At 66.2% G+C, this 13,820-nt stretch carries 11 protein-coding genes; 5 read left to right on the top strand and 6 right to left on the bottom strand.

The window, feature by feature from the left end; translation table 11 throughout:
* Nucleotides 1-50 precede the first annotated feature (50 nt).
* Together coq7 and ISF28_RS06000 are read right to left on the bottom strand one after the other, a co-directional pair.
* Nucleotides 51-698, bottom strand: a complete 648-nt coding sequence (coq7, locus tag ISF28_RS06005) for a 2-polyprenyl-3-methyl-6-methoxy-1,4-benzoquinone monooxygenase (protein WP_198116256.1) — start codon at nt 696-698, stop codon at nt 51-53.
* 38 nt (nt 699-736) lie between these two features.
* Nucleotides 737-1,189 (bottom strand): hypothetical protein, encoded by a 453-nt coding sequence (locus ISF28_RS06000; RefSeq protein WP_198116255.1) that lies wholly within the window; start codon nt 1,187-1,189, stop codon nt 737-739.
* Between the two features lie 218 nt (nt 1,190-1,407).
* On the opposite strand from ISF28_RS06000, the gene ISF28_RS05995 reads away from it, so the two are divergent.
* The 3 genes from ISF28_RS05995 to ISF28_RS05985 are packed head-to-tail and all read left to right on the top strand — an operon-like array spanning nt 1,408 to nt 6,145.
* Nucleotides 1,408-2,301: an ABC transporter ATP-binding protein gene (locus ISF28_RS05995; RefSeq protein WP_198116254.1), complete on the top strand. Its 894-nt coding sequence runs from the start codon at nt 1,408-1,410 to the stop codon at nt 2,299-2,301.
* Nucleotides 2,302-2,304: 3 nt separating this feature from the next.
* Nucleotides 2,305-5,886 carry an ABC transporter permease/M1 family aminopeptidase gene (locus ISF28_RS05990; protein WP_198116253.1) on the top strand — a complete coding sequence of 1,194 codons (3,582 nt, stop codon included), beginning with the start codon at nt 2,305-2,307 and terminating at the stop codon, nt 5,884-5,886.
* 46 nt (nt 5,887-5,932) lie between these two features.
* Nucleotides 5,933-6,145, top strand: coding sequence for an addiction module protein (locus ISF28_RS05985; RefSeq protein ID WP_198116252.1), 213 nt, complete (start codon nt 5,933-5,935; stop codon nt 6,143-6,145).
* Nucleotides 6,146-6,266: 121 nt separating this feature from the next.
* Here the strand turns inward: ISF28_RS05985 and ISF28_RS05980 are convergent, their stop codons facing one another.
* The 4 genes from ISF28_RS05980 to ISF28_RS05965 all read right to left on the bottom strand — a co-directional run bounded on the left by ISF28_RS05980 (nt 6,267) and on the right by ISF28_RS05965 (nt 12,067).
* Nucleotides 6,267-8,927, bottom strand: coding sequence for a DNA topoisomerase III (locus tag ISF28_RS05980; protein WP_198116251.1), 2,661 nt, complete (start codon nt 8,925-8,927; stop codon nt 6,267-6,269).
* Between the two features lie 245 nt (nt 8,928-9,172).
* Nucleotides 9,173-9,637: a Smg family protein gene (locus ISF28_RS05975; RefSeq protein ID WP_198116250.1), complete on the bottom strand. Its 465-nt coding sequence runs from the start codon at nt 9,635-9,637 to the stop codon at nt 9,173-9,175.
* Nucleotides 9,638-9,759: 122 nt separating this feature from the next.
* Nucleotides 9,760-10,941: a DNA-processing protein DprA gene (gene dprA, locus ISF28_RS05970; RefSeq protein WP_198116249.1), complete on the bottom strand. Its 1,182-nt coding sequence runs from the start codon at nt 10,939-10,941 to the stop codon at nt 9,760-9,762.
* Between the two features lie 7 nt (nt 10,942-10,948).
* Complete coding sequence (locus tag ISF28_RS05965) at nt 10,949-12,067, bottom strand: LysM peptidoglycan-binding domain-containing protein (protein ID WP_198116248.1); 1,119 nt, start codon at nt 12,065-12,067, stop codon at nt 10,949-10,951.
* Between the two features lie 252 nt (nt 12,068-12,319).
* Between ISF28_RS05965 and def the strand changes: the two genes are divergently transcribed.
* Entirely contained in the window at nt 12,320-12,847 is a 528-nt protein-coding gene (gene def, locus ISF28_RS05960; protein ID WP_198116247.1) for a peptide deformylase, read from the top strand.
* Between the two features lie 2 nt (nt 12,848-12,849).
* A complete protein-coding gene (gene fmt, locus ISF28_RS05955) occupies nt 12,850-13,812 on the top strand; it encodes a methionyl-tRNA formyltransferase (RefSeq protein WP_198116246.1) in 963 nt (320 codons plus the stop codon).
* Nucleotides 13,813-13,820 lie beyond the last annotated feature (8 nt).

Below are 13,820 nucleotides of genomic sequence, written 5' to 3'. Positions count from 1 at the left end.
CGGAGGGCCGCCCACCCTACGGCCGCGCCGCCGTGCCCGCGGCGTTACGATCAAATGTAATACGCCGCCGTGGTCATCACCTTGGCCATGGCGCGCATCGCCGCCTTCACGGGCAACGGCATCTCGGCGGCGCCCATCGCCTCGGCCTTGGCGCCGTGTTCGATCTCGTCGTCGCGCATCCGGGTGACGATCGCGCGCGATTTCGCGTCCTGCGGCGGCAAGCGGTCGAGGTGGCTGTTCAGGTGCGCTTCCACTTGGCGCTCCGTCTCCACGACGAAGCCGAGGCTGACGGCGTCGCCCAGGCGCGACGCGACCGTCCCCAGCGCATAGGCGCCCACATACCACAGCGGATTCAATAGGCTCGGCTGCGAGCCCAGCTCGGCCAGGCGCTCGGCCGTCCAGGCCAGGTGATCTTCTTCCTCGCGGCCGGATTGTTCGAACTGGGCGCGCATGGCTTGCGTCGACGCGCGCCGGCCCTGGGAATCGTACAGGGCCTGGGCGCACACTTCGCCCACGTGGTTCACGCGCATCAGGCCGGCGCTATGGCGCTGTTCCTGGGCGTTCAGTTCGCAGTCGGGGGCCGAGATGCCCGGATTCGGCCGCCCGGCCTTCGCCACGCCCCCCACGACGCGCAACGCCTTGTCGACGCCGACGATGAAGTGGTCGAGGGGATGGAGGATGCGGGATGCGGTACTCATGAAAAAGGCCTTTTCAGCATGTTGTTCGATAAGCCGAATTATATGCCTTCGTCCGCCGGCCCTTCCTCGCGCGTTTTCTGGGCGCGTTTGCGCGCCTCCAGCCAGTCGTGCAGCGGCCCCTCCACTTCCAGCTTCGAGATGTTCTTCGCGACGCCCAGGTTCAGCTCCAGCAGGAACGGGATCGAATCGGCCGGCACGTCGGGGCAGGCGCCGGTAAAAGCCGCGATGAAGCGCTCGGACTGCACCACCGGCAGGACCCGCCGGCCGCTCATGAATTGCAGGATGCTCGTGATCGTGTGGCCGGCGCCGATCGTGTGGTAGATGAAGCGGTTGAAGTCGCGGTCCACCGTCTTGAAATCGATGGCTTCCTTCGTCATCAACCCGGCCAGGTAGACCAGGCCGACGGTGACGCGGAACCAGTCCGTCGATTCGGCCCGGGTGCGGCCCTGGCGCGTGACGGCCAGGATCTTGTCCTTGATGAGCGTATCCATGCGGCCATTATGCGCCCGTCTCGACAGCATCGGCAATGTTGCCAAACTGGACAGAAAGCATGCCGTACCGTATGCTGGCCTGCATCCTGCTCCCGCTTTTCTGCACTCTGGACTTGTGAAAACGCGGTGTGTCGCACGGCTGCTGCCGCTTCGTCTCGTTTTTAATACAATGCAACAGTCATGAAATACGTGCATTGTCACACGCAACGGGAGTGCCCATGGAATTACAGATCCGCAACTTGTCCAAGACCTATGCCAATGGCGTGGTCGCGCTGGACGGGGTCACGCTGAGCATCCCGCCGGGAATGTTCGGCCTGCTGGGCCCGAACGGCGCCGGCAAGTCGACCCTGATGCGGATCCTCGCCACCTTGCAGGAGTGCGACAGCGGTTCCGTCTTCCTGGACGACATCGACGTGCTCGACGAACAGGACGAAGTGCGCCGCCTGCTGGGCTATCTGCCGCAGGACTTCGGCGTCTACCCGAAAGTGACCGCCTACGAACTGCTCGACCATTTCGCGCAATTGAAAGGCCTGTCGCAGCGCCACCGCCGGCGCGAAGTCGTCGACGCCCTGCTGCAGCAGACCAATCTGTTCGAGGTGCGCAACGAGAAACTGGGCACCTTTTCCGGCGGCATGCGCCAGCGCTTCGGCATCGCCCAGGCGCTGCTCGGCGATCCGCAACTGATCATCGTCGACGAACCGACGGCCGGCCTCGACCCGCAGGAACGCGTGCGCTTCCACAACCTGCTGTCCGACATCGGCGAGGACAAGACCGTGATCCTGTCCACGCACATCGTGTCCGACGTGGCCGACCTGTGCGCCAACATGGCGATCATCAACAAGGGCCACGTGCTGCTGTGCGGCGAGCCGGCCCGCCTCATCGAAGGCATCGAGGGCAAGATCTGGGCGCGCGTCGTGAACAAGGCGGACCTGCCCGCCTTCCAGAAGCGCCACACCGTCATCTCCACGCGCCTGCTGTCCGGCCGCACCCTGATCCACGTGGCCGCCGACCGCTATCCCGGCGACGACTTCGAGCCGATCCATCCGACCCTGGAAGACGTCTACTTCGCCACCATCGCCGGCCGCCACAACGACCTGGCCGGGAACTGCTGATTCATGGGCGCGCTCCTCGCCATCGCCGGTTTCGAGGCCCGGCAGCGCCTCAAGCTGCTGTCGACGTGGGTGTATTTCTTCGCCTTCTTCGCGCTGGCCCTGCTGTGGATGGCGGCCGCGGGCGGCGTGTTCAAGGAAGCCTTCGTGTCGTTCGGCGGCCGCGTGCTGATCAACGCGCCGCGCCAGATCGCGCTGAGCGTGGCCTTCCTCGGTTCCCTCGGCGTGATCGTCGTCGCCGCGATGACGGGACGCTCGGTGCAGCAGGACTTCGAATACGAGATGCACCACTTCTTCTTCAGCGCCCCGATCCCGAAATACGCCTACGTGTTCGGCCGCTTCCTCGGCGCGCTGGCCACGCTGGCCGTCGTGTTCTCGTCGCTGCTGTTCGGCACCCTGCTGGGCGCCGCGCTGCCCGGCATCGACGCGGGGCGCCTCGGCCCGTATTCGGTGACGGGCTACCTGCGCCCCTACTTCCTCACGCTGCTGCCGAACCTGTTCATCTTCGGCGCCATCTTCTTCGTGCTCGCGGCGCTCACCCGGCGCATGCTGCCCGTGTACGTGGCCAGCGTCGTCATGCTGATCGGTTACATCGTCGCCCCGTCGCTGGCGCGCGACCTCGACTACAAGACGCTGGCGGCGCTGATCGACCCGTTCGGCACGACGGCGCTGATCCGCCTCACCGAATACTGGAGCCTCACGGAGCGCAACACGCTGCAGGTCCCGTTCGCCGGCGTCTACCTGGTCAACCGCGCGATCTGGTCGGCGTTCTCGCTCGTCGTCCTGCTGCTCGGCTACTGGCGCTTCAGCTTCGTGTCCGCGCCCGCGAGCCGGCGCGGCCAGGCGCGGCCCGATGCCCAGGCCGCGCCGCAAGCGGCACCGGCCGCCGCCGACCTGCACGAGACGCCCGACTTCGCCGCGCGCAGCCTCGCCGTGCTGCTGGCGAAATCGAGCTGGCTCGCGTTCCGGGAATCCGTCAAGAACGTCTATTTCGCCGTGATCGTCCTGGCCGGCATGCTGACCCTCATCGTCAGCTCGCTCGACATGGGCTCGATGTACGGCACGAAAACCTACCCCGTCACGTACATGGTGCTGGAGCTGATCCGCGACGTGTTCGCGCTGTTCCTGCTGGTCGTCACGACGTTCTATGCGGGCGAGATGGTGTGGCGCGAGCGCGAGGCGCGCATGGCCCAGATGCTGGACGCGCTGCCCGTGCCCAGCTGGCTGCCGCTGGCGGCCAAGACCATCGCCCTCGTCGGCCTGCAGATCCTGCTGCTGGTGGCCGCGATGGTGTGCGGCATGGGCATCCAGCTGGCGCACGGCTACGTGACGCTGGAGCCGGGCCTGTACCTCTTCACGCTGTTCGGCATCCTGCTGCCCCGCTACGTGCTGCTGGCCGTGCTGGCGATCGCCGCCCAGGCCATCCTGAACCACAAATACCTCGCCTATTTCGCGCTGGTGGTCTATTACGTGGCCACGCTGTTCCTCGGCGGCTTCGGCCTGGATCACCCGATGCTCGTGTACGGCGCGCTGCCGGACGTGACCTATTCGGCCATGAACGGCTTCGGCCACTACCTGCCGCTGCAGCGCGCGCTGCAAGTCTACTGGGGCGGCGCGGCCATCGTCCTGTTCACCGCCGCGCTCGTGCTGTGGCCGCGCGGCGTGAGCGATACCTTCGCCGAACGCCTGCAGCTGGCGCGCCGGCGCCTGACGCCCGGAGTGCTGGGCGGTTTCGCGGCCGGCATCCTGATCTTCGCCGCCAGCGGCGCCCTGCTGTGGTACAACCTCGTGCACCTGGGCGCCTACCAGACCGCATGGCACAAGGAGCAGGTCCGCGCCGACTACGAGCTGCGCTACAAGCGCTACGCGCCACTGCCGCAGCCGCGCATCGCGGACGTCGGCCTGCAGGTGGACATCTACCCCGGCTCCCGCACGCTGAAGGTGCACGGCTTCTACCAGCTGGAAAACCGCACGGGCGCCCCGATCCGCGACGTCATCCTGTTCCAGAAACCCGGCCCGGAACTCCGTCCCCGCTTCTCCCAGCCGGCGCGGCTGCTGCGCGCCGATCCGCAGCACGGCTTTTATCGCTACCTGCTGGCGTCGCCCCTGCAACCGGGTGCGCGCGTGGCGCTGGAATTCGACCTGCTGGACGCCCCCGGCGGCGTCCTGGGCCTGGGCCGCGACACGGCCGTCGTCGGCAACGGCACCTTCTTCACCAACGAGATGCTGCCGCACGTCGGCTACCAGCGCACGTTCGAGCTGGAGGACGACCGCGACCGCAAGCGCCACGGCCTCGCGCCCCGCGAACCCATGGCCGCGCGCGACGACGAGAAGGCGCGCGCCAACAGCTACCTCGCCAACGACGCCGACTGGATCCGCTTCGACGCCGTCGTCAGCACGAGCCCGGACCAGACGGTCGTCGCGCCGGGCACGCTGCAACAGGAGTGGATGAGCGGCGGCCGGCGCTGGTTCCATTACAAGGCCGACAAACCCATGCTGGATTTCTACACGTTCCAGTCGGCCCGCTACGAAGTGCGCCACGACCGCTGGCAGGACGTGACGATCGACGTCTATTACCAGCCCGGTCACGCCTTCAACGTCGACCGCATGATCCGCGGCGCCAAGGCGGCGCTCAAATACGGCTCGAAGCATTTCAGCCCCTACCAGAACCGCGAGCTGCGCATCGCGGAGTTTCCCCGCTACGCGGCGTACGCGCAGGCGGCGCCGGGCACGATCCCGTTCTCGGAAAGCGCCGGCTTCATCGCCAAGGTCGATCCCGACTCGCGCAAGGACATCGATTACCCGTACTACGTCAGCGCGCACGAGGTGGGCCACCAGTGGTGGGCGCACCAGCTCGTCGGCGCCGACATGCGCGGCGCGACCGTGCTGTCGGAAAGCCTCGCGGAATACACGGCGCTGATGGCGATGAAGACCACGCTGGGGCCAGGCAAGATGCGGCGCTTCCTGCGCTACGACCTCGAGGAATACCTGATGGGCCGCGCGCGCGAGAACAAGAAGGAGCTGCCGCTCGCGCAGAACGAAAACCAGAGCTACATCCACTACCACAAGGGCAGCCTCGCGATGTACCTGCTGCAGGACCTGGTGGGCGAGGACGCGGTCGACGGCGTGCTGCACGGCCTGCTGCTGGAATATGCGTTCAAGGGGCCGCCGTATCCGACCGTGTCGACCCTGGTCGAGCGCCTGCGCGCCGTCACGCCGCCGGACAAGGCCTACCTGATCGACGACCTGTTCGAGTCCATCGTCCTGTACGAAAACCACGCCGACAGCGCGACGGCGCACCGCCGGCCGGACGGCAAGTACGAGGTCGAGATCCGCGCCACGGCCGGCAAGGTGCGCGCCGGCGACCACGGCGAGGAACTGGCCGTGCCCCTGCGCGACTACATCGAATTCGGCGTGGATGACCAGGACGGCAACCCGCTCGCACGCGAACGCCGGCTCGTGACCCAGGCCGACCAGCGCGTCGTGCTGGTGGTCGACGGCCGTCCGGCGCGGGCCGGCATCGACCCCGACAACAAGCTGATCGACAAGAAGCCAACAGACAATATGCAGCCTGTCGACATGCACTGAACTTCACGTTATGATCTGGTCACAATACTCTGCTAGGAGAGACTACATGTCCAACGCCACGGTCGCCGAATTGGCTGCCCAGATCCAGCAATTGTCCCCCGATGACAGGCATGAGCTGTTGCGTTTGCTGATGGTGGACAGCGACGACGGCGACCAGGATGCCGACGAGGCCTGGCGCAACGAAATCGTGCGCCGCGTGAAGGCGATCCGCAATGGCGAAGCGGCCATCCGGGCACTGCAGGAGGACTGGCGCGAATAGTTCGCCAGTGAATGTAAAAAAAACCGCGATGCCGGAAGGGTCGCGGTTTTTTTTATGCTCCGATAACGGTACGCGCTTGAGGCGCGTCATCCCCGCGGCGGCGGGGACGACGCAATGCGGCTCATTCGCCGGCGATCGCCTTCTTGCTCGCCGTGGCGCGCTTGGCCGGCGCCTTCTTGGCGGCGACGGTCTTGGCGGCTGCCTTGGCCGCAGGTTTCGCCGCGGCCTTGCGCGCGGCCGGCTTGGCGGCGGCGGCTTCCGCGCCGCTGTCCCCTTCCTCGGCCGGCTCCTTGGCCTTGGCGCCCGGCTTGGCCTTGCGCTCCTCGAACTCGAAGCTGATCTTGCCGTCCTTGCCGCGCACGAGGAAGGCCTTGAACGGGCGGCGGGTGCGCTGCGAGACAAAGCCCGGCAGCAGGTCCGTCTTGCCCTCGTTCAGCAGCTTGGCCATCTGCTCGGGCAGGATCTCCTGCTGCAGGATGATGCGGCTGCTGCGGAAATCGCAGGTCTTGGGCTTGGCCACCGTGTGTTCGCAGACATAGGCCAGGCCCATCTCGTAGACCTTGCCGTTGCATTTCGGGCAAGGGCCGAGCGGCGTCTGGCCCGTGAAGTCGACGCCCTCGCCATCCTCGCCCTCGTCCTGGTCCTGGCCGAAGTCGAATTCCAGCTTGTAGTTGTGGATGTCCTCGTCGCGCACGATGCGCAGGATCGCGGCGAACGGCCGGCCCATCTTCGAGCGGAAGCCCTGCAGCGGACCGATCGTGCGTTTCTCCAGCAACTCCTCGACTTCCTCGATCTCGAACTGGCGCCCGCCCGGCACCTTGCTCATCGAGAATTCGCACTTCGTGCAGGCGAAGCGGCGGTAGTTTTCCTTGACGACGCCGCCGCAGTTCGGGCATGGCGTCTTCAAGGTGGCGTACTCGCCCGGGATCGTGTCGTTGTTGTATTCCTTGGCGCGCTTGACGATGATCTGGGTCATCTCGGCGATTTCGCGCATGAACTCTTCACGCGACATCTGCCCCTTTTCCATCTGCGACAGCTTGTATTCCCATTCGCCCGTCAGTTCCGGCGCCGTCAATTCGTTGACGCCCAGGCCGCGCAGCAGCGTCATTAGCTGGAACGCCTTGGCGGTCGGGATCATCTCCCGCCCTTCGCGCAGCAGATATTTTTCCGTCAGCAAGCCTTCGATGATGGCGGCGCGCGTGGCCGGCGTGCCGAGGCCCTTGCCGGCCATGGCGTCGCGCAACTCGTCGGAATCGACCAGCTTGCCGGCGCCTTCCATCGCCGACAGCAGGGTCGCTTCGTTGTAGCGCGCGGGCGGCTTGGTGACGAGGCCGTTGGCCGTGACCTTGTCCGTGTGCACCTGCTCGCCCTTCGCCACCGGCACGAGGCTGGCGCCGTCCTTGTCGTCGCCCGTCGTGTCCTTGCCGTACACGGCCAGCCAGCCGGGGTTGGTCATCACCTTGCCCTCGGTCTTGAACTGGTGGCCTTCCACTTCCGTGAAGCGCGTCGTCACGAGGAATTCCGCGGCCGGGAAGAACACGGCCATGAAGCGGCGCGTGACGAGGTCGTACAGCTTCTGTTCCGGCTCGGACAGGTTCTTCGGCACGACGCCGGTCGGGATGATGGCGAAGTGGTCCGAGATCTTGCTGTTGTCGAAGATGCGCTTGTTCGGCTTGACCCAGCCCTTGTCCAGGATCTGCTTGGCGAACGGCAGATAGTTCGAATTGCCCTTCAACACTTCCAGCGTGGACTTGACCGTGCTCAGGTAGTCTTCCGGCAGCGCGCGCGAATCCGTACGGGGATAGGTCAGCACCTTGTGTTTTTCGTACAACGCCTGGGCCAGGCCCAGCGTATTCTTGGCCGAGAAGCCGAAGCGGCCATTGGCCTCGCGCTGCAGCGACGTGAGGTCGAACAGCGCGGGCGCCATCGACGTCGTCGGTTTCGATTCCTCGGTGACCTTGCCCAGCTTACCCGCGCAAGCGGCGACGATGGCGTCGGCGGCCGCCTTGGCCCACAGGCGCTCGGCGCGCTTCTCGGGGTCGTTCTCGTCCTTCTTGAAACCCGTGTCGAGCCAGCGGCCTTCGTACACGCCGGCGGCGCAGCGGAATTCCGCGCGCACTTCCCAGTAATCGCGCGGCACGAATTTCTTGATCTTCTCTTCGCGCTCGACGACGATCGACAGGGTCGGCGTCTGCACGCGGCCGACGGTCGTCAGGTAGAAGCCGCCTTCCTTCGAGTTGAAGGCGGTCATCGCGCGGGTGCCGTTGATGCCGATCAGCCAGTCCGCTTCGGAACGGCAGCGCGCGGCGTCGGCCAGCGGCAGCATCTCCTGGTCGGTGCGCAGGTGGGCGAAGCCGTCGCGGATGGCGTTCGGCGTCATCGATTGCAGCCACAGGCGCTTGACGGTCTGCTTGGCCTTGGCGTTCTGGGCGATCAGGCGGAAGATCAGTTCACCTTCGCGGCCCGCGTCGCATGCGTTGATCAGGGTGTCGACATCCTTGCGCTTGATCAGCTTGTTCAGCACTTTGAGGCGCGACTCGGTCTTCGCGATCGGATTCAGCGCGAAGTAAGGCGGAATCATCGGCAGGTGCGTAAAACTCCATTTGCCGCGCTTGACGTCGTATTCCTCGGGCACCGCGATCTCGAGCAGGTGGCCGACGGCGGACGACAGGACGTAGTCGTCGGATTCGAAATACTCATCGTGCTTGGTAAAGCCGCCGAGCGCCTTGGCGATGTCGTTCGCCACGGAGGGCTTTTCGGCGATGATGAGGGCTTTGGTCATATGGTTCCTAGACGCGGACGGCTCGATAAGCCGGACGCTTATTGTCTTGTTCTTAGCTTATTGGTAACAATTGGCAGATAGCGGCCAATGATAAGCGGGTTGCCGCGCAATCCGCAAGTAGCCTGTGCCTGCGTGCGCTTTGCGCCAACCCGGCCATCGTGCTACGAAAAATACGCTTGATCTTGCTCTACCGCAAGAAAAAACGGGGCCGCGGCCCCGTTTTCATCTTCATGACGGCATTGTACTCAATGCAGCAGGCGCGGCGCGGCATCTTCCTCGTCCGCCCCGAACAGATCGTCGAACATCAGCGCGTCCGGTTCCTTGCCCTGGCTCCACAGCAGCATCAGGACGATGATCTTGAGCTTGCCCAGGGTGACGGGCGACTCGTCCAGCGCCAGCGCGCGTTCGATGACGATCTCGCGCTGCGACGCGGTCAACAGGCCGGCCAGTTCGAGGAACTGGATGAAGCCGACGGCGGCGGTGCCGAGCGTATCGACTTCCTGGGCGATGTAGAAGCGCGTGCCGCTCGATTCGAGGGCGGGGTTGGTGGTCCCGGCCATTTCCGTCAGGCCGTTCAGCCAGTCCAGCGCTTCGGAAATTTCGACATCGTCGAAACCGACGGCGGACAGCTTGCGTGCCAGGGCGGCCGGCTCGGGGCAGGCATCGGGACGGTAATACGTCTCGTAGAGATAGACTAGGATGTCGAACATGGTGACGCTACTGTAGCAGCGAAGCGCCTCGCGGCACAAGTGCGTCACGTGCTCCACTACCGCCCGGAAACATCATCGTTGTTTATCGGCCTTATCGGGTTCGCCAACTTTATTTCCGCTCATTATCGCATAACTATGCGCTGCACGAGGCCGCCGGGCAGCCGCTCGACACGCCCCGCCAGCTCCAGCACGAGCAGACGGGCGCTGAGTTCTCCCGGGCTCCAGCCGAGCCGGGCCAGCAATACGTCCGGCTCGACGGGGTCGTGGCCGAGGCCGTCCAGCAACGCGGCGTCGGCATCGCTGCCGGGGCCGTTATCGATCTTGATATCCGTTAACGAAATATCTGGGGCGGGTAAGCGGGCCGCCTGCAGCGCCAGCAACGGCGACTGGGCGAGGGCTTCCAGCACGTGCTGGGCCGTGTCGACGAGCTTGGCGCCCTCGCGGATCAGCGCGTGGCAGCCCTTGGCCAGGGTCGCGTGGATCGAGCCCGGAATCGCGAACACGTCGCGCCCCTGCTCGGCCGCCTGCCGTGCCGTGATCAGCGAGCCGGACTGCGCCGCCGCCTCGACGACGAGCACGCCGGCCGCGAGGCCGCTGATGATCCGGTTTCGTTTGGGGAAATTGCCCGGCAGCGGGGGCGTGCCGACGGGGTATTCGCTGACGATGCAGCCGTCCGCCGCGATGCGCTCGCACAGGGCGCGGTTGCGGGGCGGGTAAGCCTGGTCGGGGCCCGTGCCGACGACGGCGACGGTTCCGCCGCAGCGGCGCAGCGCACCCTCGTGCGCGGCGGCGTCGATGCCCAGCGCCAGGCCGGACACGATGCACAGGCCGGCACCCGACAACGCCTCCGCGAACGCCTCCGCGTTCGCCCTGCCCTGCGCGCTGGCATTGCGGCTGCCGACGATGGCGAGCGCCGGGCCGTCCAGCAACCGGGCCTGCCCTCTAATATAGAGGAGCAACGGCGGGTCGGGGATGCGGGACAGCAGGTCGGGATAACCGGGTTCGCCCAGCGCGAGGACGTGGCGGCCGGGCGCGTCGAGCCAGGCCAGCGTGGCGTCCAGCAGGCGCAGCGTGGCCTCGGACGGCGGCTGCAGCAGGGCGTGCGCCTGCGCCGGGCTCACGTGGGCGGCCAATGCGGGAAAGTCGGCGGCGAACACGGCATCAAGGCTGCCGAAGGCGTCCAGCAAGGTGGCCGCCGTGCGCGGGCCGATGCCGGCGCTGCGCTCCAGGCGCAGCCACGCAGCCAGCCGCGCCGGGGCGAGGGAGGGAGGTGCAGGCGCTGGGATGGGGTCCGTGTCCTGCACGGTGGATCTACTCCGGTGATTTTGCGACGTCGCCGATCTGCACCGGCGCCGTCACGTGCATGACCAGGCCGTACGCGACGTGGCCGAAAACCCGGAAGATGAACAGTTCGCCGTATTGCTCGTCCGGGAGCCTCAGTTTGGCCTTGCCGAACCCGAGGAAACCTTTGCTTTCCGGGTCCGTCACGGTCTGCCCCAGATGATAAAGCTGCAGCACGGCGCCGACATCGAGTCCGTCAAGCGTGCCCCGGTTGACAGTCACGACCTGGTTCTGCGACGCATAGTTCGATTCCGAGGGCAGCGCCATCACGCGCGCCGTCACCGGCCGCGCGGGCGCGTGCGGGACGTAGTTGCGCAGCGGCGTGGGCGGCATCGGCAGCAGGCGGTCGCCGACGCCCATTTCCTTCACGGAACGGGTGACGACGAAGGTGTGGACGTCCGAACCCGGCCCCGCTGCCTTCACGAGACGTGCCGTGCCGATATACGACGCCTCGTGCGCCACGACCTTGTTGGTGTCCGGATCGACCAGTTCCTTGCCCGGACGGAAGACCTGGAAGCTGGCCGCCCCGTCGAGCTGGCCGCGCACGTAGATGCGGTCGCCTTCGCCCAAGTACAGCCGGTCTTCCGGCGCCGCGACGATGCGGGCCGCATTGGCCAGCGTCTGCTGTTCGACGACGAGCGGCTGGGTCAGGAACGGTTCGATCGCGCCGGGGGGAATCGCGGGCACGGCATTGTTCTCGTCCAGGTTTTCCGTCCGCAGTTGCGGGGACAGGCGCACGAGGGGCGGCGCGCCGGCGTCCGCGGCGGCAGCGCCCGGCTTGTCCAAGGTGAGGCGGCCGTGAACCCGGTCGAAATAGATGGTCTGCCCCGGATAGATCCAGTGCGGATTGTGGATCTCGTCGCGGTTCATGCCCCAGACCTGGGGCCAGCACCACGGATGCTCGAGGAAGGCGCCGGAAATGTCCCACAAGGTATCGCCCTTGACGACGACGTGCTGGTCGGGCGCGTTCGGGCGGAACGTGCAGGGGGCGGCGGCCCGGGCGGGAGTGGCCGCGACGACGGCAAACGTGGCGGCGGCGGCGGCGCGGATCGCGAGCGACCGGGCAGCGCCTGTGCTAAAATTTTTCATTGGAGAGTCCGTAAAGTGCCGTATCGACACGGGTGCGACGCCACCTCGGCCGGCAACAACGCAGGAACCAGACGACTCTTCGACCGCGCAGCGGATCATGAAGGGTCGCGATAGTTGCCTTACTGAATCAAATTCTGCCGAGAAATCCCTGAACTAGCAAGACAAACCGCACCCGGCAGCGGGGGCGGCGTGTTGCGTTTATGCCCGCGCAACCCAATATACCGATTATTGACTGACTTAGAACACACAGCCATGGCCTTACTGAACATCCTCCGCTACCCCGACCCGCGCCTGCACAAGGTCGCCAAGCCGGTCACCGAATTCGGCGAGCGCCTCCACAAACTGGTGGCGGACATGGCCGAAACCATGTACGAGGCGCCGGGCGTGGGCCTGGCCGCCACGCAGGTCGACGTGCACGAGCGCATCGTCGTCATCGACGTGACCGAGACCAAGGACAACCTGCTGGTCTTCGTCAATCCGGAAATCGTCTGGGCCAGCCCGGAAAAACAGGTCTATGACGAAGGCTGCCTGTCGGTGCCGGGCATCTACGACGGCGTCGAGCGTCCGGCGCGCGTCAAGGTGCGCGCCGTCGACCAGTTCAACAAGCCGTTCGAGCTCGACGCCGACGGCCTGCTGGCCGTGTGCATCCAGCACGAACTGGACCATTTGTTGGGCAAGGTCTTCGTGGAATATTTGTCGCCGCTGAAACGCAACCGCATCAAGACGAAGCTGCAGAAGGAAGAGCGCGACATGCAGCGTTCGTCCGCCCGCCGCGCATGAGTATGAAGATCGTTTTCGCGGGCACCCCGGAATTCGCCGCCGTCGCGCTGCGCGCCCTGCTGGACGCGGGCTTTACGGTGCCGCTGGTGCTGACCCAGCCGGACCGCCCGGCCGGCCGCGGCATGCAGTTGCAGGCGTCCGCCGTGAAACAGGTCGCCGTCGCGCACGGGATCGACGTGCTGCAGCCGCTGTCGCTGCGCATGGATGCGAAGGATCCGCAGCGTGCGAGCGAAGCGAAAGCCGCGCACGAGCGCCTGCTCGCGACGGACTACGACGTGATGGTCGTGGCCGCGTACGGCCTGATCCTGCCCCGCTCCACCTTGGACGTCAGGCCCTGCATCAATATCCACGGCTCCATCCTGCCCCGCTGGCGCGGCGCCGCCCCCGTCCACCGCGCGATCGAAGCGGGCGATGCGGAGACGGGCGTCACCATCATGGAAATGGAAGAAGGCCTGGACACGGGCCCCATGCTGCTCATCGAACGCATCGCCATCGCCGACACGGACACGACCGGCAGCCTGCACGACAAGCTGGCGGTCCTCGGCGGCCGCATGATCGTCGCCGCGCTGCGCGCGATGGAGGCAGGACGGCTGGAAGCCGTGCCGCAGCCGGAAGACGGCGTCACGTATGCCGCCAAGATCGGCAAGGAAGAAGCGAAGCTGGACTGGTCGCTGCCGGCCGTGGAGCTGGCGCGCAAGGTGCGCGCCTTCAACCCGTTCCCGGGCGCACATGGCCAGGCGGGCGCGACGACGGTCAAGATCTGGAACGCACAGCTGGTCGACGGCAAGGGCCAGCCGGGCCAGGTGCTGCAGGCCGATGCCGAGGGCATCATCGTGGCCTGCGGCACGGGCGCGCTGCGCTTGACGGAATTGCAAAAACCGGGCGGCAAGCGCCTGGCGGCGGGCGAGTTCTTGAAAGGCTTTTCGTTCGACGGGCTCGCGTTCGCCCAAAAAGCGACGCAGTAATAAAGAAG

The organism is Massilia rhizosphaerae, assembly GCF_016093545.1.
In the GTDB taxonomy this organism is placed as follows: Bacteria; Pseudomonadota; Gammaproteobacteria; order Burkholderiales; family Burkholderiaceae_D; genus Telluria; species Telluria rhizosphaerae.
The sequence above is the reverse complement of the archived record's forward strand: the minus strand, read 5'-3'. Positions and strand labels throughout refer to the sequence as shown.

Excerpts from the sequence above, each read along its gene's own strand:
- coq7 (WP_198116256.1), bottom strand. The coding sequence starts at position 698 with ATGAGTACCGCATCCCGCATCCTCCATCCCCTCGACCACTTCATCGTC.
- ISF28_RS06000 (WP_198116255.1), bottom strand. The coding sequence starts at position 1,189 with ATGGATACGCTCATCAAGGACAAGATCCTGGCCGTCACGCGCCAGGGC.
- ISF28_RS05995 (WP_198116254.1), top strand. The coding sequence starts at position 1,408 with ATGGAATTACAGATCCGCAACTTGTCCAAGACCTATGCCAATGGCGTG.
- ISF28_RS05990 (WP_198116253.1), top strand. The coding sequence starts at position 2,305 with ATGGGCGCGCTCCTCGCCATCGCCGGTTTCGAGGCCCGGCAGCGCCTC.
- ISF28_RS05985 (WP_198116252.1), top strand. The coding sequence starts at position 5,933 with ATGTCCAACGCCACGGTCGCCGAATTGGCTGCCCAGATCCAGCAATTG.
- ISF28_RS05980 (WP_198116251.1), bottom strand. The coding sequence starts at position 8,927 with ATGACCAAAGCCCTCATCATCGCCGAAAAGCCCTCCGTGGCGAACGAC.
- ISF28_RS05975 (WP_198116250.1), bottom strand. The coding sequence starts at position 9,637 with ATGTTCGACATCCTAGTCTATCTCTACGAGACGTATTACCGTCCCGAT.
- ISF28_RS05965 (WP_198116248.1), bottom strand. The coding sequence starts at position 12,067 with ATGAAAAATTTTAGCACAGGCGCTGCCCGGTCGCTCGCGATCCGCGCC.
- def (WP_198116247.1), top strand. The coding sequence starts at position 12,320 with ATGGCCTTACTGAACATCCTCCGCTACCCCGACCCGCGCCTGCACAAG.
- fmt (WP_198116246.1), top strand. The coding sequence starts at position 12,850 with ATGAAGATCGTTTTCGCGGGCACCCCGGAATTCGCCGCCGTCGCGCTG.